Here is a 21,130-nt window from a genome sequence, read left to right on the forward strand (position 1 = left end):
CGCGCCGCGGGCGGTTGAAGCCGTTGACCTTCATCATGTTGCAACCGCCGCGGACGCGTTGGATACTCGGCCCATGTTCAGGAATCTGCTGCCACGGCTGTTTGGTGAGACGCCGCCCGAAACCGGGCTTTCGGCGGATGACGCCGAAATGGCCGTCGCGGCGCTGCTGGTGCGCATCGCGCGGGCCGACAACCACTACACGCAGGCGGAAAAGGCCCGGATCGACGCGCTGCTCGGGCGACGGCAGGGGCTGACGCCGGCGCTCGCCTCGGACCGGCGGGCGGCGGCCGAGATGCTCGAGGCCGAGGCCCCCGACACCGTCCGCTTCACCCGCGCGGTGAAGGAGCGGATCCCGCTCGACCAGCGCCGCTCGGTCATCGCGGCGATGTGGTCGGTGGCCCTGACCGACGGGCCGCGCGGCGCGGCCGAGGAATCCGCGATCCGGCTGGCGGCGAGCCTGCTGGGCGTCAACGATGTGGATAGCGCGCTGGCCCGCCAGTCGGTCGAGGGCGGAAGCCTGAGCTGACCGCCCGAGGCGCGTCCGGCACGGCCACGAACCCGTTGCAATTCATCCCGGCTTTGCGCCAGATGGGCGGATCATGACGCCCGCCATTCCCTCGCCGTCCCCCGCCCCCCTCGGCACCGCCCCCGCTGCCGATGCGGCGCCGGTCATCCGCATCAACGGGCTGCACAAGGCCTATGGCGCGCTTGAGGTGCTGAAGGGCGTCGACCTGACCGCGCCGCGCGGCCATGTGGTCACGCTCATCGGCTCGTCGGGGTCGGGGAAATCGACGCTGCTGCGCTGCTGCAATCTGCTTGAGATCAGCCAGCGCGGCGACATCGTGATCGAGGGTGAGCCCGTGCGCTGGACCAGCGACGGCCCCGCCCGCCAGCCCGCCGACCGGGCGCAGGTGCGCCGGCTTCGCACCAACCTCGCGATGGTGTTCCAGCAGTTCAACCTGTGGTCCCATCTCAGCGTCCTGCAGAACGTGATGGAGGCGCCGGTGACGGTGCTGGGCCAGCGCCCGGCCGAGGTCGAGGCGCGGGCGCGTGCGCTGCTCGACAAGGTGGGCATCGGCGACAAGGCCGAGGCGTGGCCCGCGCAGCTTTCGGGCGGCCAGCAGCAGCGCGCCGCCATCGCCCGCGCGCTCTGCATGGAGCCGCGCGCGCTGCTCTTCGATGAGCCGACCAGCGCGCTTGACCCCGAACTGCAGCAGGAGGTGGTGAAGGTCATCAAGGACCTCGCCGCCGAGCACCGGACGATGATCCTCGTGACCCACGACATGCGGCTGGCGGCGGACGTGAGCGAGCACGTCCTCTTCCTGCACAAGGGCCGGGTCGAGGAAGAGGGCCCGCCCGAACAGGTTTTCCGCGCACCCCGGACGGACCGGCTGCGCCAATTCCTCAGCGCGACCATGGCCGCCTGAGACAACACGACCGACAGGAGAGAGTGATGAAGAAACTGATGCTTGCCGGGGCCGTTCTGGCCCTGACCGCCGGGATGGGCATGGCCGAGAACCTGCGGATGGGAACCGAGGGCGCCTATCCTCCCTACAACTTCGTCAACGACAAGGGCCAGCTCGACGGGTTCGAGATCGAGCTCGGCAACGCGCTGTGTGAAAAGATCGACGCCCAGTGCACCTGGGTCAAGAACGACTGGGATTCGATCATCCCGAACCTGGTGGCGTCGAACTATGACACCATCATGGCCGGCATGAACATCACCGACGAGCGCAAGAAGTCGATCGCCTTCTCGGAAGCCTACACCCCGCCGCCGCCCTCGGCCTATCTCGCCAAGACCGCCGATGCCGACATCAACGGCACCGTCTCGGCGCAGACCAACACCATCCAGGCAGCCCACGTGGCCGAAACCGGCGCCACGCTGGTCGAGTTCGCCACCGGCGAGGAGACCATCGCCGCGGTCCGCAACGGCGAGGCCGACGCGGTCTTCGCGGACAAGGACTTCCTCGCCCCGTTCATGAAGGATTCGAACGGCGAGCTGGTGTGGGTCACCGGTCAGGACAACGTCTCGCTGGGCGAAGGCATCGGCATCGGGATGCGCCAGTCCGACACCGAGCTGAAGGCGCGGTTCGACAAGGCCATCGAGGAGATGAAGGCCGACGGCAGCCTCGACGCGCTGATCGGCAAGTGGTTCGGCCCCGAGGCCAAGACCTTCGCCGCCGAGGCGAAGGCAGCCGCGGCAGCTCCGGCGGCGACCCCTGCGGCGGCTCCGGCGGCGGCAGCATCTGCGGCGGCGGCTCCGGCGGCTGACGCGGCGGCGGCCCCCGCGGCCCCGGCCGCGGCGCCTGCGGCGGATGCGGCGGCCCCGGCCCCTGCGGCCCCGGCCAGCAACTGATCCGGCCCTGACCGAGGCCGCCGTCCCGCGCTCGGGGCGGCGGCCTTGCCTCGCCCCATGTTCGCCCAATGCGCCGACCCCAAGGCCCTCGACGGCCTCGCCTGGATGCTGTGCTACCTCACCTCGGGGACGCACCTGCTGTTCTATCGCTCGTTCGGGATCGTCCTGCTGCTGCTCGTCGCCACCGCGCCAATCGCGCTGGCGATGGGGTTCGCGGGCGCCATGGCCGCACGCTCGCGCCTGACGCCGCTGCGCTGGCTGGGCAAGACCTACGCCGCCATCGTCCGCGGCGTGCCCGACATCATCTTCTTCCTCTTCGTGCCAATCGCGCTCGACCAGGGGCTCGAGTGGCTGCGCAGCCGCGTCTATTGCGACCCCTCGGTGCCGGTCCGGCAGGGCAACGAGTTCGTCGTCTGCCCGGCCGCCAAGCTGCCGCTGTCGAACGCCGCGCCCTGGGTGCATGACCTCTACGGCATCACGCTGGCCATCGTGGCGTTCTCGTTCGTCTTCGGCGCCTTCGCCGCCAACGTCCTTTACGGCGCCATGCAGGCCGTTCCGCGCGCCCAGCTCGAGACGGGCGAGGCCTACGGCATGAGCCAGCGGCAGATCGACCGCCGCATCCTGATCCCGCAGATGTGGACCTATGCGCTGCCCGGCCTCTCGAACCTGTGGATGATCCTCATCAAGGCCACGCCGCTTCTGTTCCTGCTCGGGGTCGAGGACATCGTCTACTGGGCGCGCGAGCTGGGCGGGTCCAAGACCTCGACCTATGCCTATCCGCACGGCGACTGGCGGGTGTGGTATTTCCTGGCGCTGCTGGTGTTCTACCTCGGCATGACCTGGATATCGCAGCGGGTGATCGACCGGCTCTCGGGGCGGCTGTCGCGTGGGCAGGCGACGATGGCGGGTGAGCGGATGCGCCACGCCGGGGCCGCGCCATGAGCTGCGCGCAGACCTTTGCCGACTATGCCCTGCGCTCGATCGGGATCGGCGCGCGCGGCCTGCCGCGCACCGACTTCGACCTCTGCCACCAGTTTGTGCTGATCGGCTCGGGGCTGATCTGGAACCTCTATTTCGGCATCCTCGCGCTGGCCGTGGGGTTCTTCCTCGCCACGGCGCTGGCGCTCGCCAAGGCCAGCGACAACCCGTGGCTGCGCCGCCCGGCCGAGGCCTTCATCTTCGTCTTCCGCGGCAGCCCGCTCTTCATCCAGTTCTTCCTCGCCTATTCGGCGGTGGTGCTGCTGCCGCGCGAGGGGTTGAACGTGCTGGGCGTCACCATCCCGACCGCGTGGCTCGCCCGCGCCTGGGCCGGGGCGCTGATCGTGCTGATCCTGAACACCGCCGCCTATTCGGCCGAGATCTTCCACGGCGGCCTGCGCAACGTGCCCAAGGGCGATCTCGAGGCCGCCGAGGCCTACGGCCTCTCGGGCTGGTCGCGCTTCCGCCGCATCGTCTGGCCGACCATGCTGCGGCTGTCGTGGCCCGCCTACACCAATGAGGCGATCTTTCTCTTCCACGCCACCACGCTGGTGTTCTTTTCGGCGTTTCCGGCCGTGCAGCAGATGGGCGACAGCCTGTATTACGCGAGCTATCTGGCCGACAAGACCTTCAACCCCTTCGTGGCCTATCCGATCGTGGCGGGGTATTTCATTCTTCTGACCCTCGGGCTCATCGCCCTTTTCGGGGTCGTCAACCGGCGGCTGAACCGGCATCTGCCGGGCGCCGCCCAGCGGCTGAGGTATCGGCCCAAGCTCATCAGGTGAACGAACATGGACTGGCTGAGGGACCACCCGGAGGTCAAGACGATCCGCGTCGCGGCGGCCGATCTGAACGGCGTCGCACGCGGCAAGCGCATCCCGGCGCGCTTTGCCGACAAGCTGCTGACCGAGGGGACCAAGTTCCCCTATTCGGTGCTGAACATGGATATCTGGGGCGAGGACGTCGAGAACTCGCCGCTGGTGTTCCAGGCGGGCGATCCCGACGGGCTGTTGATGCCGACCGAGCGCGGCTTCATGCCGATGCCGTGGCTCGACGCGCCGACCGGGCTTCTGCCGCTCTGGATGTTCCACCCCGACGGGCGGCCCTATGACGGCTGCCCGCGCCAGGCGCTGGCCCGCGTGGTCGAGCGCTACAAGGCCGCGGGGCTGACCCCTGTGGTGGCGACCGAGCTTGAGTTCTTCCTCGTCGACGACAGCCAGTCGGGGCATCTGCAGGTGCCGCCCTCGCCGCGCTCGGGCAAGCGCCGCACCGGGGCCGAGACGCTGAGCCTGCGGGCGCTCGACGCCTTCGACAAGTTCTTCACCGACCTCTACGACAGCTGCGAGGCGATGGACATTCCCGCCGACACGGCGATTTCCGAGGCCGCCCCGGGGCAGTTCGAGATCAACCTGATGCACCAGCCCGACCCGCTGAAGGCGGCGGACGATGCGTGGCTCTTCAAGCTGCTGGTCAAGGGTCTGGCGCGCCGCTACGGCTTTGCCGGGTCGTTCATGGCCAAGCCCTATCACCTGTTCAACGGCTCGGGGATGCACATGCATTTCTCGGTGCTGGACCGGAACGGCGACAACATCTTCGACGACGGCACCGACGCGGGCTCGGACCGGCTGCGCCATGCGGTCGCGGGGTGCCTGGCCGCGATGCCCGGCTCGACGCTGGTCTTTGCCCCGCACGAGAACTCCTACGACCGATTGGTGCCGAATGCCCATGCGCCGACCGGCATCGGCTGGGCCTACGAGAACCGCACCTCGGCGATCCGCATCCCCTCGTCGGGCCCCAAGGCGCGGCGGATCGAGCATCGGACGCCGGGCGGCGACGTGAACCCCTATCTCACCACGGCGGTGATCCTGGGGGCGGCGCTCAACGGGCTCGAGGACCGGGCCGAGGCGCCCGCCCCGATCAGCGGCAATGCCTATGACCACCCGCTCGAGCAACTGCCCGCCGACTGGGGCGCGGCCATCGACGCCTTCGAGGCCTCGCCCGAGATCCGCCGCATCCTGCCCGCGCATCTGATCGAGAACTTCGTGATGACCAAGCGGCAAGAGGCCCACTACATGGCCGAGCTGTCGGACGAGGAGACCGTCGAGCTCTATCTCGACACGGTGTAGCGGCGGCGCGGGGTTCCGCCGAGCCGGGCGAAAACAGCTTTCACCGCTGGGTCGCGCGGCCTATATGGGCCATCGGCCAGACAGGGCGCGCGGGCGACTCGTGCGGTCACAGATCAACAATGGCCTCGGGACAGCAGGCGGCAAACGGGCCGCCTGAAAACGGGCAGACGAAGGATTACGGCACATGGCATTCGGCGGTCTGTTTTCGACCGATATCGCGATCGACCTCGGGACGGCGAACACGCTGATCTACGTCAAGGGCAAGGGCGTGATCCTGAACGAGCCCTCGGTGGTTGCCTATCACGTCAAGGACGGCAAGAAGCAGGTCCTGGCGGTGGGCGAGGACGCCAAGCTGATGCTGGGCCGCACGCCCGGCTCGATCGAGGCGATCCGGCCGATGCGCGACGGGGTCATCGCCGACTTCGACAGCGCCGAAGAGATGATCAAGCACTTCATGAAGAAGGTGTTCCGCCGCACCTCGTTCTCGAAGCCCAAGGTCATCGTCTGCGTGCCCCACGGCGCGACCCCGGTGGAAAAGCGCGCCATCCGCCAGTCGGTGCTTTCGGCCGGGGCCCGCAAGGCCGGGCTGATCGCGGAACCCATCGCCGCGGCCATCGGCGCGGGGATGCCGATCACCGAGCCGACCGGCAGCATGGTCGTCGACATCGGCGGCGGCACGACCGAGGTCGCGGTGCTCTCGCTCGGGGACGTGGTCTATGCCCGCAGCGTCCGCATCGGCGGCGACCGGATGGATGAGGCGATCGTCAACTACCTGCGCCGCAATCACAATCTGCTGATCGGCGAGCAGACCGCCGAGAAGGTCAAGACCTCGATCGGCACCGCGCGGATGCCCGACGACGGGCGCGGCGCGGTCATGCAGGTGCGCGGCCGCGACCTCTTGAACGGCGTCCCGAAGGAAGTCGAGATCACCCAGGCGATGATCGCCGAGGCGCTGGCCGAGCCGGTGCAGGCGATCTGCGAGGCGGTGATGATCGCGCTCGAGGCGACGCCCCCCGACCTCGCCGCCGACATCGTGGACCGCGGCGTGATGCTGTCGGGCGGCGGCGCGATGCTGGGCGAGATGGACCTTGCGCTGCGCGAGCAGACGGGCCTGATGATCAGCCTTGCCGACCAGCCCATGAGCTGCGTGGCGCTGGGGACCGGCAAGGCGCTGGAATACGAAAAGCAGCTGCGCCACGTCATCGACTACGACAGCTGAGGCCGCCGATGGCGCGCCGCAGCCATGACTACGCGACGCCCGTGCGCCGCATCCTCGTGGCGCTGCTGGTGCTGGTGCTGTTCGGGATGTTCCTGTTCTGGCGCATCGACAGCCCGCGGGCCGAGCGGATGCGCGCGGCCTTCGTGGACCGCTTCGTGCCGTCGCTCGACTGGGCGATGGCGCCGGTCACGGCCGCGAGCCGGATGGTCGCGGGGGCGCAGTCCTATCAGCGCCTCTACCAGCAGAACCAGGAGCTGCGGCGCGAGCTGCAGAAGATGTCGGCCTGGAAAGAGGCCGCCGTCCAGCTTGAGCAGGAGAACGCCAAGCTTCTGGCGCAGAACAACGTCCGGCTGGACCCGGCGCTGACCTCGGTCTCGGGCGTGGTGATGACCGATGCGGGCACCGCATTCCGCCAGTCGGTGCTGCTGAACCGGGGCGCGCGGGACGGGATCCTCGACGGCTGGGCGACGATGGACGGGCTGGGGCTCGTCGGCCGCATCTCGGGCGTGGGGCAGACCACCAGCCGGGTGATGCTGCTCACCGACCCCTCGTCGCGGCTGCCGGTGACGATCCAGCCCTCGGGGCAGCGGGCGCTGCTGACCGGGGACAACACCCCCTTCCCGGTCCTCGACTTCATGGAATCGCCCGAGGACGTGCGCCCCGGCGACCGCGTGATCACCTCGGGCGACGGCGGCCTGTTCCCGCCGGGGCTGCTGGTCGGCCAGGCGGTGCAGGCGTCAGACCGGCGAATGCGGGTGCGGCTCGCGGCCGACTATGGCCGGCTCGAGTTCCTGCGCGTGCTGCGCTCGCACCCGGCCGAGCAGCTGGCCGACGCGGGCGGGCTGATCCCGCCGCCGCCGCCCAGCTTCATCGGCCCGCCCCTGCCCCCGCGCCCCGCCCCCTCGCCGGTCGGCACGGCCGAGGCCGCCGCCGCGGCGGGCGCCGTGCGGGCGACCGACTCGCCCGCGCCCGAGGCCGACCGCGAAGTCCAGGCCGAGGACTGAGCCGGTGCTCGACGCGCCCCGCCAGCGCCGGCTGATCGGCCAGGCCCTCTACCTCGCCGCAAGCCTCGGGCTGATCCTCGTGGCGCTGCTGCCGCTGTCGCCCGGCGCGATCCGCTGGCCGGGGCCGGACTGGCTGATGGCGTTGACCCTCGCCTGGGTGCTGCGCCGCCCCGAGCAGGTGCCGGTGCTGTCTGTGGCGGCCGTCATGCTGCTGGCCGACGTGCTGTTCCTGCGCCCGATCGGCCTTGGCGCCGCCATCGCCGTGGTGGCGACCGAGGCCGCGCGGCGGCGCGAGACCCGCTGGGCCGAGCAGGGGTTCGTGGCCGAATGGCTGCGGGTCGGCGCGCTCGTGGCACTCGGGCTTCTGGCCGAGCGGGTGGTGATGACGCTTTTCGTGATCCCCCCGGCGCTGGCGCCGCTGCCGCCGTTGGGGCAGGATATCCTGCGCCTGATCGCCACGCTCGCGGCCTATCCGCTGGTCGTGGTGGTGCTGCGCGCCTTCGGCCTGCGCCGCGCCGCACCCGGAGAGATGGACCTCGCCTGACCCCCGCCTGCCCCTCGCCTGACCCCCGCCCGCCCCCTGCCCGAAGCCCTGCCTGACCCGCGAATGACCTGACCCGATGAAGAAATCCGCCCGCGAGATCGTCGACAGCTCCCGCCAGATCACCCGGCGCGGGCTGATGCTGGGCGCGATTCAGGCGGCGGTGGTGGCCACCCTCGGCTGGCGGCTCAAGACCATGCAGCTTGACCGCGCCGACGAGTTCCGGCTGCTTTCGGACGGCAACTCGATCAAGCTGCGCCTGCTGCCCCCGGCCCGCGGGCTGATCCACGACCGCAACGGCGTGCTGCTGGCCGGGAACGAGGCCAACTACCGCGCCACCATCACGCGCGAGGAGGCCGGCGACCCCTCGCTGGTGATCGCCCGGCTGCGCCACCTGATCCCGATGACCGACACCGCCGTGGCGGCGCTTCTGGCCGAGATCAACCGCCGCAGCGCCATCACCCCCATCGTGATCGCCGACCGGCTGAGCTGGGACCAGTTCTCGTCCATCGCCGTCAACGCCCCGGCGCTGCCCGGCGTCTCGCCCGAATCCGGCCTCTCGCGCAGCTATCCGCGCGGCGGCGACTTCGCCCATGTGCTGGGCTACGTCGGCCCGGTCTCGGACTTCGACCTCTCGAAGATGGAGAACCCCGACCCGGTGCTGATGCTGCCCGAGTTCCAGCTTGGCAAGCTCGGCGTCGAGGCCAAGCTCGAGACCGAGCTGCGCGGCAAGGCTGGCACCCGCAAGGTCGAGGTGAACAGCGCCGGGCGCGAGATGCGCGAGCTGGAACGGATCGAGGGCCAGCAGGGCGAGACGGTGCAGATGACGCTCGACGCGGGCTTGCAGAACTTCGCCATGCAGCGGCTGGGCGAGGAATCCGCCGCCGCCGTGGTGCTGGACGTCGAGACCGGGGACATGCTGGCCAGCGCCTCCTCGCCCAGCTTCGACCCGAACCTCTTCGTGCGCGGCATCTCGAGCGGCGACTACAAGGCGTTGATGGAGCACGACCACCGCCCGCTCGCCGACAAGACGGTGCAGGGGGTCTATCCGCCCGGCTCGACCTTCAAGATGGTCACGCTGCTGGCTGGGCTCGAATCTGGGCTGATCAACGCCAACTCGCATTTCTACTGCCCGGGCTACACCACCGTCGCCGGCCGCCGCTTCCATTGCTGGAGCCGGGGGGGCCACGGCTCGGTCGGCCCGGTCCAGAGCCTCGAGCGGTCCTGCGACGTCTTCTATTACGAGCTGGCGCAGAAGATCGGCATCGACCGGATCGCCGAGATGGCCCGGCGGCTGGGGATCGGGGTGCGCCCCGACCTGCCGATGTCCGCCATCGCCGAGGGCATCGCCCCCGACCGCGCCTGGAAGAAGGCCCGCCACAACCAGGACTGGCAGATCGGCGACAGCCTCAACGCCTCGATCGGGCAGGGCTACGTGCTCGCCTCGCCCCTGCAGCTTGCGGTGATGACCGCGCGGGTGGCGACGGGGCGCGAGGTGATGCCGCGGCTCGTCCGGGCGGTGGACGGGGTGGCGGTGCCGGTGACGCCGTTCGCGGACCTCGGGCTCGGCGAGAGCAGCCTCAGGATCGCGCGGGCCGGGATGGACGCGGTGATGAACGGCGACCGGGGCACCGCCGCCAAGTCGCGGATCGTCGCGCCCGAGTGGCGGATGGCCGGCAAGACAGGCACCAGCCAGGTGCGGAACATCACCGCCGCCGAGCGCGCCCGCGGCGTCATCTCGAACGACCAGCTGCCGTGGATCCGCCGCGACCACGCGCTCTTCGTCTGCTACGCCCCGGTCGAGGCGCCCCGCTATGCCGTGGCAGTGGTGGTCGAACATGGCGGCGGCGGCTCGGCCGTGGCCGCGCCGGTCGCGCGCGACATCCTGCTGTTCGCGCTCGCCGGCGGGATGCCGCCGCTCGAGGCCTATCCCCCCGGCCAGCGCGGCGCCATCGAGGAGATGCGCGCCCGCCTGCGCCTCATGCCCGCGCCGGTGGCGCAGGCGACCGGCCGGGCGCGGGCGTGATCGCGGCATGAGCGGGGCATGAGCGCGGCATGAGGCTAAGGGCATGAGCAGCTATCTCGACTACAAGTCCGACCAGACGCCCACCGGCTGGCGCAAGATCCTGTATCTGAACTGGCCGCTGGTGTTCCTGCTGACGGCGGTCGCCTCGGCCGGGTTCCTCATGCTCTACTCGGTCTCGGGCGGGCGGGCCGAGGTCTGGGCCGAGCCGCAGATCGAGCGCTTCGTCGTCGGCATGATCGCCATGATCGCGCTCGCATTCACGCCGATCTGGTTCTGGCGCTCGATCTCGGTCGTGGCCTACGTCGCCTGCGTCCTGCTGCTCTTCGCGGTGGATGTGTTCGGGCACAACGCGATGGGGGCGCAGCGCTGGCTGGACGTCGGGCCGGTCAAGCTGCAACCCTCCGAGATCACCAAGATCGCCCTCGTCCTCGTGCTGGCCGCCTATTACGACTGGCTCGACCTCTCGAAGGTTTCGCGGCCGCTCTGGGTGCTGATCCCGGTGGTGCTGATCCTCACCCCCACGGCGCTGGTGCTGGCGCAGCCCGACCTCGGCACCTCGGTGATGCTGGTCGCGGGGGGCGGGATCATGATGTTCGTGGCCGGGGTGAGCCTGTGGTACTTCGCCGCCGTGATCGGCGCGGTGGGCGGGCTGGTGGCGACCGTGCTCGAAAGCCGCGGGACCAGCTGGCAGCTCTTGCACGACTACCAGTATCGGCGGGTGGACACCTTCCTCGACCCGACCAGCGACCCGCTGGGGGCGGGCTACAACATCACCCAGGCGCAGATCGCGCTGGGGTCGGGGGGCTGGTCGGGGCGCGGCTTCATGCAGGGCACGCAGTCGCGGCTGAACTTCCTGCCCGAAAAGCACACCGACTTCATCTTCACCACGCTCGCCGAAGAGTTCGGCTTCGTCGGCACGATCAGCCTGCTGACGCTCTATGCGCTGGTGATCGGCTTCTGCCTCTACTCGGCGCTGACCAACCGCGACCGCTTCGGCAGCCTGGTCACGCTCGGCATCGGCGGCACGTTCTTTCTGTATTTCGCCGTCAACATGAGCATGGTGATGGGGCTGATGCCGGTGGTGGGGGTGCCGCTGCCGATGGTGAGCTATGGGGGCACGCAGCTGATGATCCTGCTGATGGCGTTCGGCATCGTCCAGTCCGCCCACGTCAACCGGCCGCGCTGATGCCCGTTCCGCCATGTGAAACGACCCGAGGCACCCGCTGATGCGCGCCTTTTTCGCCGCCCGTTCCGCCATGTGGAGCGACTGGGCCCCGGCGCTGACCGCCGCCTGCCCCGAGCTCGATCTCGCGCGCGAGGGCGACCCGGCCAGCTTCGACGCGGTGATCCATGCCCCCGGCTACCCCGAGGACGGCACGGCGATGGACTTTCGCCCCTTCACCCGCGCCCGGCTGGTCCAGAGCCTCTGGGCCGGGGTCGAGCGGATCGCGCCCAACCCGACGCTGACCCAGCCGCTCTGCCGGATGGTCGATCCGGGGCTGGCGCAGGGGATGGTGGAGTATTGCGCGGGCTGGGTGCTGCGCGCCCATCTGGGCATGGACCGCTATGCGCAGGACGGCATCTGGCGCAACGACACCGTGCCGCCGCTCGCCGCCGAGCGGTCGGTGGTGGTGCTGGGGATGGGCGAACTCGGCGCCGCGGTGGGCCGGGCGCTCGCGGCGCTCGGGTTCCGGGTCACCGGCTGGTCGGCCTCGGGGCGGCCGGTCGAGGGGCTCGAGGTGCTGCCGGGCTCCCGTCTCGACGAGGCGCTGGCGCGCGCCGAGATCCTCGTGACGCTGCTGCCCGACACGCCCGACACCCGCGACCTGCTGGACGCGGAGCGGCTCGCGCGGCTGCCACGGGGCGCGGTGCTGATCAACCCGGGCCGCGGCACGCTGGTGGTCGAGGAGGCGCTGATCGCGGCGCTCGACGCAGGCCGGCTCGGCCATGCGGTGCTCGACGTGTTCCGCACCGAGCCGCTGCCCGCCGGGCATCCATTCTGGCGCCACCCCGGGATCACCGTGACCCCGCATATCGCCGCCGAAACCCGGCCCACCACGGCCGCGCGCTTGGTGGCCGAGAACCTGCGCCGGGCGATGGACGGCCGCCCGCTGCTCTATCAGGTGGACCGCAACCGCGGCTACTGACCGCGTCTCGTCTGCACAAATATTCCGGGGGGAGTCCCGGAGGGACGGGGGGCAGCGCCCCCCTTACCAGCGCAGCCGCGGCGGGGCGTCGGGGTCGCGCCGGGGCGGCGCGGGCGCGGGCGCGGGCGCCGCGGGCTCGATCGTCACCGCGCCCTGCGGCAGGGCCAGTGTCTCGAAGGTCACGTCCAGCCCGCCAGAAATCTCGGGCAGGAAGGCCGCGAGTTCGGCCAGCGCCTTGGCGATGGCCGGGCGATCCGCCTCGGCCGCGCCCGCCACCGCCAGCAGGTGGCCGGTCCGCCCGTCCGGCCAGACCGCCCCCACCAGCGCGGCCCCCGCGATCATCCCCGCCATGTCGCCCAGCCGCCCGGCCAGCGGTTCAGCCAGCACGGTCAGCGCCTCGGGGGCGGGCGGCGTCAGGCGCAACGGGGCGGCCTCGGCGGCCTCGGGCGCGCCCGCGAGCGCGCCGACCAGCCAGCCCAGCGCCGCCGCGTCGAGCAGCATCTCGGACGCCCGCCCCGGATTGACGAGCAGCCCCTGCCCCGCCGCCGCAAGCTCGGCCGCAAGCACCCGCCCCGGCAGCGCGAGATGCGCGACCGGACCGCCGAGGAACCCGGCCAGCGCCGCCGCGTCGTCGCAGGCGAGCGCCACCGGCCCGCCGGGCAGGTCGAACATCCGCAATTCGGCCCGGTCCCCGGCGGGGTCGCGGGCGAGGGCCACGTAAAGCTCGGTATCGGCCAGCTGGCGTAGGACCAGCGCCCGCTGCGCCGGGTCGGCATCGTGGAACGGCACGCGGGCGGACAGGCGGTCGAGGGGGGTGGCGTCGGTCATCGGGTCGTCTCTCCCGGCATCGTCTGGGCGGGCGTTGGGTCCAGCGTCCGGGCCAGCGTCTCTTGCAGCGCCGGCAGCAGCTCGGCCGCGAACCACGGGTTGCGCTTCAGCCACCCGGTATTCCGCCACGACGGGTGAGGCAAGGGCCAGACCCGCGGCGCGTGGTCCCGCCAGCCGGCCACCGCCGCGGTCACGTCGCGCAGCCCGAGGTGCCAGCGGATCGCGTGGCCGCCGATGAGCAGCGTCACCTCGGGGGCGATGTCGGTCAGCACCCGCGCCCGCCACGTCTCGGCGCAGAGCCGCGGCGGCGGCAGGTCGGCGCCCGCGGCGTCATAGCCCGGAAAGCAGAACCCCATCGGCACGATGGCTACGCGGCTGCGGTCGTAGAAGGTCGCCTCGTCCACCCCCATCCACGCCCTGAGCCGCTGCCCCGAGGCATCGGTGAAGGGCCGCCCCGAGAGATGCACCCGCATCCCCGGCGCCTGGCTGGCGACGAGCACCCGCGCGCCGCGCGCGAACCACACCACCGGGCGAGGCGCGTGCGCCGTGGCGGTGGCGGCAAACCGGTCGGCGCAGAGGCGGCAGGCACGTAGCTCGGCGGCGACCGGCGGCTCGTGGGCGGCGCGGTCGGCGGGGGCCTGCGCCGTGGCCGGTGCGGCGGCCGGATCGGCCACGTCGGGAGAGGGATGGGGTCTGGGCATGGGGTCCACAGATAGGCGCCCGTCAGGGGAATTACAGGCAGCATTTTCACGATCCGCTGTGCCCAGATGGACAGAACGGCCCTGCGGGACTATCTAGGCGGGCACGGGCCGCCGTCTCATCCGCGGTGCGGCCCGCTCACCCGCCCCTGTCTGCCCCGGCCGGTCGCGTGCCGGCCGTTCCCGCCGTCCCCCACCCCGCCGAGCCCAGGACCCGCCGCCTCATGCTGGAATTCGACAATGTCTCGAAGTCCTTCTGGACCGGCACCCAGCGCAAGGTGATCCTCGACCGGGCCTCGTTCCGGGTGAACCTGGGCGAGTCGCTGGGCATCCTCGCTGCCAACGGCACCGGCAAGACGACCATCATCAACATGATGTGCGGGCTGGAAAAGCCCGACGAGGGCCGGATCCGCGCCAACTGCCGGGTGTCGTTCCCGCTGGGCTTCACCGGCGGGATCATCAACCGCCTGTCGGCCAATGAGAACGCCCGCTACATCGCCCGGATCTACGGGCTCGACCCGGATTACGTCTCGGCCTTCTGCCGCTGGCTCTGCGACATCGACGAGTATTTCGACCGCCCGGTGGGGGTCTACAGTTCGGGGATGCGCTCGCGGCTGACCTTCGCGCTGCTGCTGGCGCTCGACCTCGACATCTACCTGATCGACGAGGGGATGCCCTCGACCACGGATGTCGAGTTCAACCGCAAGGCGGGGACGGTCCTGCTCGAGCGGCTCAAGACGGCGACGGTGGTGGTGGTGTCGCACCAGGCCGCGACGCTGGAAAAGTTTGCCCGGCGCGCGGCGGTGTTGCGCGACGGACGTCTGTTCATGTTCGACACGCTCGACGAGGCCAAGCAGTATTATGACTACACCGCCTAAGGTCCGCCGGTTTCACCTGAGCGCCGCGGAATCCCCGGTCGCGGCCGTGCGCGGCAGCCCGGCCCCGGCCCCGGCGCCCAGCCAGCCGCCCGCAGGCACCCCGCCCCGCGCGGCGATCCGGGTCGAGCTGCAGCGCGGCGCGCGGTCGGGGGCCGAGGCGGCGGCGAACCTGCCCCTGCCCGGCGCGGCCCAGCCGGGCGGGATCGACCGGCTGTTCGCGGGTGAGAACGACGACGGCTTCGGCGACACCCGCTTCCCGGGCGCCGCCCCCAAGCCCGAGGCCACCCCTGCGCCGGGCGCACCCGCCACGCCCGCTGACCCGGCCGCCGCGGCCGCCCCAACCGCACCCGCCACCGAGGCCGAGCGGCTCGCCGCGATCCGGGCCGAGAACCTGACCGGCCGGCAGCTGCGCATCGCCCGGCGCATCGCCGCCATGCACGGGATCGAGGTCGCCACCGACGCCGAGGCGGTGCTGCGCCTGCGCGACCGCGGGATCGACCCGTTCAACCGCGGCGCCGTGGGCCGCATCCTCGCCGATGCCGGGACCGAGGCGCAGGCCGCGCCCTCGCCCCAGGCGCCGGTGCGCTTGCCCGACCCGGCGCTGCCGACCCGCGCCCGGCGCCGCGACTTGGCCAAGGCCGCGCCCCCCGCCCTGCCCGGGCCCCCCAACGCGCCCGGCCTGCCCTCGCGCGAGATGCTGACCGAAGAGCGCCGCGCGGCCGAAATCTTCCGCATCCAGCGCGACATCGCCCGCCGCCGCCGCCGCAACCTGATGATGCTGATGGCGCGGCTGGCGTTCTTCGTCGGACTGCCGACGATGATCGCCGGCTGGTACTACTTCACCCAGGCGACGCCGCTTTACGAGACGCACTCGCAGTTCCTGATCCAGCAGGCCGACTCGGGCGGCGGCAGCGAGCTTGGGGGGCTGTTCTCGGGCACCCAGCTGGCCACCAACCCCGACAGCGTGTCGGTGCAGGCCTATCTCAGCTCGCGCGCCGCCATGCAGCGGCTGGACGAGGAGCTGGGCTTCACCCGCGCCTTCCAGGACCCGGCCATCGACCCGCTGAAGCGCCTGCCCGCCGATGCCACGCAGGAACAGGCCTACGGCGTCTACAAGGACTCGGTGAAGATCGGCTACGACCCGACCGAGGGGGTCATCAACCTCAACGTCATCGCCCCTGACCCGACGCTCTCGCACGACTTCAGCGTGGCGCTGATCCGCTATGCCGAGGGGCAGGTCGACCAGATGACCGCGCGGCTGCGCGACGACCAGATGAAGGGCGCGATCGAGCGCTACGAGGATTCCGAGCAGAAGGTTCTCGACGCGCAGAACCGGGTCCAGCAGCTGCAGGAAAAGCTCGGCGTGCTCGACCCGATGGCCGAGAGCGGGGCGGTGATGAGCCGCATCGCCAGCCTCGAGAGCGAGCTGTCGAAGAAGCAGCTCGAACTCGGCCAGCTCGAGGCCAACCCGCGCCCGAACCAGAGCCGGGTGCAGGGCGTGCGCGGCGACATCGGCCGGCTTGAGACGATGATCGCCGAGACCCGCTCGCAGCTGACCGTGAACCAGGGAGACCGGGCGTCGCTTGCCTCGATCTCGGGCGAGCTGAGGATCGCCGAGAGCGACCTGACCACCCGCCAGCAGCTGCTCGCCGCCGCCGCGACGCAGATGGAAAGCGCGCGGGTCGAGGCCAACAAGCAGGTCCGCTACCTCTCGCTCTCGGTGGCCCCGGTGCCGCCCGACGAGGCGACCTATCCCAAGGCGCTGCAGAACACGATCGTGGCGTTCCTGATCTTTTCCGGAGTTTACCTGATGATGTCGCTGACCGCCTCGATCCTGCGCGAACAGGTGTCCACATGATCCGCGACAACGGCTCGGAAGCGCCGGGGACGCTGGGCGCGGGGGCGGCCGGCGACCAGCGGACGGTGGCCGCGGGCAACGTGGTCTTCGGCAACGACCTGCCGCTGGTGCTGATCGCCGGGCCCTGCCAGCTCGAGACGCGCGACCACGCGTTGCGGCTGGCCGGGGTGCTGGCCGAGGCCTGCGCCGCCGCCGGGGCGGGCTTCGTCTTCAAGGCGAGCTACGACAAGGCCAACCGCACCTCGCTGTCGGGGCGGCGCGGGGTGGGGATCGACGAGGGGCTGGAGATGCTGGCCGCCGTGCGCGACGCCTTCGGCTGCCCGGTGCTGACCGACGTGCATGACGCCGAGCAGACGGTCCGCGCGGCCGAGGTGGCCGACATCATCCAGATCCCTGCCTTCCTCAGCCGGCAGACCGACCTGCTGCTGGCTGCGGGCCGCTCTGGCGCGGTGGTCAACATCAAGAAGGGCCAGTTTCTCGCGCCCTGGGACATGCCCAACGTGGCCGACAAGGTCGCCTCGACCGGCAACGAGCGCATCCTGCTGACTGAGCGGGGGGTCAGCTTCGGCTACAATACGCTGGTCGCGGACATGCGGTCGCTGCCGATCATGGCCCGGACCGGCTGGCCGGTGGTGATGGACGCGACGCACTCGGTCCAGCAGCCGGGCGGCCAGGGCGGCTCGTCGGGCGGCCAGCGCGAGTTCGCGCCGGTGATGGCGCGGGCGGCCGTGTCGCTGGGGATCGCCGGGGTGTTCATCGAGACGCACGAGACGCCCGACACGGCGCCCTCGGACGGGCCGAACATGATCCCGCTCGACCGGATGCCGGCGCTGATCGCCAGCCTGATGCGGTTCGACGCGCTGGCCAAGGCCGACCCGCTGCGGGTCTAGGCCGCAAGGATAGCGCGGGCGGCGGCGTGGGCCGAAGCCCAGGCCCACTGGAAGTTGTAGCCGCCGAGCCAGCCGGTCACGTCGACCACCTCGCCGATGAAATGCAGCCCCGGCACGCGCCGGGACTCGAGGGTGCGGGCGTCGAGGTCGCGGCCGTCCACGCCGCCCAGCGTGACCTCGGCGGTGCGGTAGCCCTCGGAGCCGACCGGGCTGATCGTCCAGGCCGACACCCGGGCGGCGAGCGTCGTCAGCACCCGGTCGGGGACATCGGCGAGCCGGGCGGCCCCCAGCCCCATCTCTTCGGCAATGGCACCGGCGAGCCGCGCGGGCAGCACCCGGCCCAGCACCGCCGCCGGGTGGCTGCGCCCCGCCTGCCGCTTGGCCGCGATCAGCTCCGCCGCGAGGTCGTGCCCCGGCGCGAGGTCGAGGCGCAGCGCCTCGCCCGGCCGCCAGAAGCTCGAGATCTGCAGGATCGCCGGCCCCGACAGCCCGCGGTGGGTGAAGAGCAGCTGGTCCCGGAAGCGCGGCGGGCGCTGGCCCTTGCGCGGTGCGGTGGTGGTCTCGGCCACCGCCTCGACCGACAGCCCGGCGAGCGGCGCGGTCTGCGCCAGCTCATGCGCGCCGAAGGTCAGCGGCACGAGGCCGGGGCGCGTTTCGACGATGCGGTGGCCGGTCGTCTCGGCGATGCGGTAGCCGATGCCCGTCGCGCCCATCTTCGGGATCGACTTGCCGCCGGTGGCAACGACGACGTGGCGCGCCTCGATCGGTCCGGCCGAGGTGTGGACGACGTGCGGGGAGCCGGGCGAGATTCCCTCGACCGCGACGCCGAGGCGCAGCTCGGCCCCCTCCATCCGCCGGCGCAGCATCTCGACGATCTGCTTCGCGCTGCCGTCGCAGAAGAGCTGGCCTTCGGTCTTTTCGTGCCACGCGATGCCCGCCCGATCGACAAGTGCAACGAAGTCCGCCGGGGTGTAGCCCGCCAGCGCCGAGGCGCAGAAGCGCGGGGTCTCCGACAGGAAGCGGTCGGGCGCGGTGGCGAGATTGGTGAAGTTGCAGCGCCCGCCGCCCGAGATGCGAATCTTCTCTCCCGGCGCGTGGGCGTGTTCGAGCACCAGCACCCGCCGCCCCTGCCCCGCGAGGCTGCCCGCGCAGAACAGCCCCGCCGCGCCGCCGCCGAGAATGAGGATGTCTGCACGCTCCATTCCTGGGGCGATATAGGTGGCGCGGGGCGGGGACAAGTTGCGGGGATGGCGGGTCTGAGTTCTGGGGGCGAGGGAGGGGTTCGGGCTCGTATAACAATCTGACGGGACGGCGCCGAGGGCGCTTTGACCTCAGCGTGGATGCGGCATTTTCGCACGCAGTGAATAGTACTTGGACTCTTCGCATGTCATGATACTGGATCAGGCGCAGGCAACACGAAGCAGCCCAGCGGTCTTCAGAGAGCTTCAATCGCGCCAAGGTTGTTAACTTTGTCAGAGCGTGAGGTCGCTTGGAGACAGTTTGCGAGAACGAAATGCCCTCACCTTCCGTCTCATTGGGCTGGCTCTGCCTCTCGCCGGATACGCGCAGGCGGACAGCCATTGCGGGGTGCGTTCACGGCGATGTCGGAGCGGCAGCGCCGTACCGTCCAAGAGGAACTCAAGACCGCGGGCTTCTATGAGGGCCGGGTCGACGGGTCTTACGGGCCGGGCACCGAGCGTGCGCTGGCGGAGGGAGCCGCCTTCATCAGCGAGAACAGTCGGGGAGAGGCCCGGTACGATCTGCGCTCGGAGGCCGGGATCCGCGCGTATCTGAGCGATCTGGCCGACGGAACGGCCGCTGCGTGGCTGTACGGCGAGGGCAATGAGGCCGATCTCTCGGTTTCTGGCTGACCGATTTCGCAGGCGCTGCGCAGGTGGGGGCTTCTTCGCGTTCACCGTAGTGGCGAGCGTTAGACTGTTGGGCGTCACGATGGTGTCGGCTATCCCACCCACAGTCCGGTGAGCAGGTGAGCAGGCGAGCAGGTGAGGCTCGGTCAAGTGCGGAGATCGGTAAATGCTCATCTGAAGCTGCGGCATCGTTCCTGCGCTTCAGCCAGGTACCGCTGAAGGCGGGCGACCGAGACGCAAGCAGTGGCGCGTGTCGCACCGCTTAGAGGCCGCCGCAGAGCATCGCTCGGGATCAGCAGCCGCTCGGGCTGCGATCCGCCCGCGCACCCCTAACCCTCAGTGTCTCAACCGCACCGCCCCCGCCCGCGCTTCACCCGCCCAACCCCTCACCAGCATCGAGCGCCAGCACCGCCTCGGCCATGACCTCGGCGCCGAGGGCGATGGCGTCGGGCTCGGCCCATTCCTCGGGGCAGTGCGAGCGCCCCCCTCGGCAGGGCACGAAGACCATCGCCGCCGGTGCGATGCGGGCCATGAAGGCCGCGTCGTGGCCCGCGCCCGACACCATCCGGCAATGGCTCGCGCCGATTCGATCGGCGGCGGCGGCGAGCGTTTCGACCAGCCCCGCGTCCATCGGCATCGGATGGTTGTCCGACAGCAGCCGCGCGGTGCCGGTGATCCCGGCGGGCTGGTCGGCGACGCGGGCCTCGACCCAGGCGAGGAAATCCTGCATCGCCGCCCGCTCGGGCGCGCGGGCGTCGATGAGCAGGCGGGCGCGACCGGGGACGACGTTCGCCGCGCCCGGCTCGATCGCAAACTCGCCGACCGTGGCGGTGAAATGGCCGCGAGCGGCGCGGGCGGTGGCCTCGGCGTCGATCTGCCCGATCAGGGCGGCGGCCGCGACCAGCGCATCGGCGCGGCGCCCCATGGGGACGGTCCCGGCATGGTCGGCCTGGCCGGTCAGCACCACCTCGATGCGCTCGATCCCGGCGATGGCGGTGACGAGGCCAAGGTCGATCGGGCCGCCCTCGAGCACGGTCCCCTGCTCGATGTGCAGTTCCAGAAAGGCGCGGATGCCGGTCGCGGGCTCGAGCCGCTCGGGGTCGCCACCCACGTCGCGCAGGGCCTGCGCGAGCGTGCGGCCCTCGTGGGTCAGGCCCAGCCAGGCCTCGGGGCGCACCCCCGCCATCGCCCGCGAGCCGATGCAGGAGACGCCGAAGACCGAGACCTCCTCGGCCAGAAAATCCACCACGGCGAGGTCGTGGCGCAGGGCGATGCCGCGCTCGGCCAGCATCCGCGCCACCTCGAGCGCCGCGATCACCCCCGCCGTGCCGTCGAAGCGGCCGCCGTCCGGGACGGTGTCCGAGTGGCTGCCGAGCATGATCGTCCCCAGCTCCGGCTCGGTGCCGGCGCGGGTGCCGATCAGGTTGCCGCCGGCGTCGGTCCTGAGGCTCAGCCCGGCCTGCGCAAAGGCGCCCGCGACCCAGGCGCGGCCCTCGTCGAAACGGGGCGAGAAGGCGCGCCGGGTCCACGGGCGGTCCGGGTCGGTGATCGCCGCGAGAGCCGTCAGGTCGGCCTCGATCCGGTCGGGGCTGACGCGCAGGTTGCGGGGCGGCAGGGTGGGGGCAGGGGTCGCGTCGGGCATGAGGGGCCTCGGGTTCAGCGCCCCGGTGCGGGGCCGGGTGTCGTTCTAGCGGCCCCGCCGGGGCGGCGCGA

19 protein-coding genes and 1 pseudogene are annotated in these 21,130 nt (G+C 71.3%); 16 read left to right on the forward strand and 4 right to left on the reverse strand.

Going from position 1 to position 21,130, the window contains the following annotated elements; translation table 11 throughout:
* Positions 1-73: 73 nt before the first annotated feature.
* The 12 genes and pseudogenes from BLW17_RS00560 to BLW17_RS00615 all read left to right on the forward strand — a co-directional run bounded on the left by BLW17_RS00560 (position 74) and on the right by BLW17_RS00615 (position 12,397).
* Positions 74-526, forward strand: coding sequence for a tellurite resistance TerB family protein (locus BLW17_RS00560; RefSeq protein ID WP_036704720.1), 453 nt, complete (start codon positions 74-76; stop codon positions 524-526).
* Between the two features lie 73 nt (positions 527-599).
* The gene (locus BLW17_RS00565) at positions 600-1,427 is read left to right on the forward strand and encodes an ABC transporter ATP-binding protein (protein ID WP_036735340.1); all 828 of its coding nucleotides are present in this window, start codon (positions 600-602) and stop codon (positions 1,425-1,427) included.
* 26 nt (positions 1,428-1,453) lie between these two features.
* Positions 1,454-2,176: pseudogene (locus BLW17_RS00570) on the forward strand (transporter substrate-binding domain-containing protein); the annotation flags it as partial.
* A 237-nt stretch (positions 2,177-2,413) separates the two neighbouring features.
* Positions 2,414-3,298 (forward strand): ABC transporter permease, encoded by an 885-nt coding sequence (locus BLW17_RS00575; RefSeq protein ID WP_036735338.1) that lies wholly within the window; start codon positions 2,414-2,416, stop codon positions 3,296-3,298.
* Complete coding sequence (locus BLW17_RS00580; protein ID WP_036735337.1) at positions 3,295-4,119, forward strand: ABC transporter permease; 825 nt, start codon at positions 3,295-3,297, stop codon at positions 4,117-4,119. Before BLW17_RS00575 ends, BLW17_RS00580 begins: the two co-directional genes overlap by 4 nt.
* Before the next feature lie 6 nt (positions 4,120-4,125).
* Positions 4,126-5,460: a glutamine synthetase family protein gene (locus BLW17_RS00585; protein WP_036712070.1), complete on the forward strand. Its 1,335-nt coding sequence runs from the start codon at positions 4,126-4,128 to the stop codon at positions 5,458-5,460.
* A gap of 184 nt (positions 5,461-5,644) precedes the next feature.
* Positions 5,645-6,679, forward strand: a complete 1,035-nt coding sequence (locus BLW17_RS00590; RefSeq protein WP_036704714.1) for a rod shape-determining protein — start codon at positions 5,645-5,647, stop codon at positions 6,677-6,679.
* An 8-nt stretch (positions 6,680-6,687) separates the two neighbouring features.
* A complete protein-coding gene (gene mreC, locus BLW17_RS00595) occupies positions 6,688-7,683 on the forward strand; it encodes a rod shape-determining protein MreC (protein ID WP_074825958.1) in 996 nt (331 codons plus the stop codon).
* A 4-nt stretch (positions 7,684-7,687) separates the two neighbouring features.
* Positions 7,688-8,227: a hypothetical protein gene (locus tag BLW17_RS00600; RefSeq protein ID WP_036711685.1), complete on the forward strand. Its 540-nt coding sequence runs from the start codon at positions 7,688-7,690 to the stop codon at positions 8,225-8,227.
* A gap of 76 nt (positions 8,228-8,303) precedes the next feature.
* Positions 8,304-10,250, forward strand: a complete 1,947-nt coding sequence (gene mrdA, locus BLW17_RS00605) for a penicillin-binding protein 2 (RefSeq protein ID WP_036736265.1) — start codon at positions 8,304-8,306, stop codon at positions 10,248-10,250.
* A 43-nt stretch (positions 10,251-10,293) separates the two neighbouring features.
* Entirely contained in the window at positions 10,294-11,436 is a 1,143-nt protein-coding gene (gene rodA / locus BLW17_RS00610; RefSeq protein ID WP_036736267.1) for a rod shape-determining protein RodA, read from the forward strand.
* Positions 11,437-11,476: 40 nt separating this feature from the next.
* The gene (locus tag BLW17_RS00615; RefSeq protein ID WP_036736269.1) at positions 11,477-12,397 is read left to right on the forward strand and encodes a 2-hydroxyacid dehydrogenase; all 921 of its coding nucleotides are present in this window, start codon (positions 11,477-11,479) and stop codon (positions 12,395-12,397) included.
* A 63-nt stretch (positions 12,398-12,460) separates the two neighbouring features.
* Here the strand turns inward: BLW17_RS00615 and BLW17_RS00620 are convergent, their stop codons facing one another.
* Together BLW17_RS00620 and BLW17_RS00625 are read right to left on the reverse strand one after the other, a co-directional pair.
* Positions 12,461-13,225 (reverse strand): SseB family protein, encoded by a 765-nt coding sequence (locus BLW17_RS00620; protein ID WP_036736271.1) that lies wholly within the window; start codon positions 13,223-13,225, stop codon positions 12,461-12,463.
* The gene (locus tag BLW17_RS00625; protein ID WP_081969254.1) at positions 13,222-13,926 is read right to left on the reverse strand and encodes a uracil-DNA glycosylase family protein; all 705 of its coding nucleotides are present in this window, start codon (positions 13,924-13,926) and stop codon (positions 13,222-13,224) included. The genes BLW17_RS00620 and BLW17_RS00625 overlap by 4 nt, the downstream gene beginning before the upstream one ends.
* 221 nt (positions 13,927-14,147) lie before the next feature.
* On the opposite strand from BLW17_RS00625, the gene BLW17_RS00630 reads away from it, so the two are divergent.
* From BLW17_RS00630 to kdsA, 3 genes are read left to right on the forward strand one after another with little or no spacing between them, the layout of a single operon-like run.
* Complete coding sequence (locus BLW17_RS00630; protein ID WP_036705915.1) at positions 14,148-14,801, forward strand: ABC transporter ATP-binding protein; 654 nt, start codon at positions 14,148-14,150, stop codon at positions 14,799-14,801.
* Entirely contained in the window at positions 14,785-16,659 is a 1,875-nt protein-coding gene (locus tag BLW17_RS00635) for a KpsE/RkpR family capsule polysaccharide export protein (RefSeq protein WP_074825961.1), read from the forward strand. Before BLW17_RS00630 ends, BLW17_RS00635 begins: the two co-directional genes overlap by 17 nt.
* Entirely contained in the window at positions 16,656-17,549 is an 894-nt protein-coding gene (kdsA, locus tag BLW17_RS00640; protein ID WP_081969080.1) for a 3-deoxy-8-phosphooctulonate synthase, read from the forward strand. Before BLW17_RS00635 ends, kdsA begins: the two co-directional genes overlap by 4 nt.
* Here kdsA and BLW17_RS00645 read toward each other — a convergent pair.
* Positions 17,546-18,751: a BaiN/RdsA family NAD(P)/FAD-dependent oxidoreductase gene (locus BLW17_RS00645; protein ID WP_036731978.1), complete on the reverse strand. Its 1,206-nt coding sequence runs from the start codon at positions 18,749-18,751 to the stop codon at positions 17,546-17,548. The two genes, kdsA and BLW17_RS00645, sit on opposite strands and share 4 nt — an antisense overlap.
* Positions 18,752-19,150: 399 nt before the next feature.
* Between BLW17_RS00645 and BLW17_RS00650 the strand changes: the two genes are divergently transcribed.
* Complete coding sequence (locus BLW17_RS00650; protein ID WP_139305929.1) at positions 19,151-19,420, forward strand: peptidoglycan-binding domain-containing protein; 270 nt, start codon at positions 19,151-19,153, stop codon at positions 19,418-19,420.
* Between the two features lie 367 nt (positions 19,421-19,787).
* Here the strand turns inward: BLW17_RS00650 and BLW17_RS00655 are convergent, their stop codons facing one another.
* Complete coding sequence (locus tag BLW17_RS00655; protein WP_052176263.1) at positions 19,788-21,059, reverse strand: Zn-dependent hydrolase; 1,272 nt, start codon at positions 21,057-21,059, stop codon at positions 19,788-19,790.
* Between the last annotated feature and the right edge of the window lie 71 nt (positions 21,060-21,130).

This window comes from Paracoccus sanguinis (genome assembly GCF_900106665.1).
Classification (GTDB): Bacteria; Pseudomonadota; Alphaproteobacteria; order Rhodobacterales; family Rhodobacteraceae; genus Paracoccus; species Paracoccus panacisoli.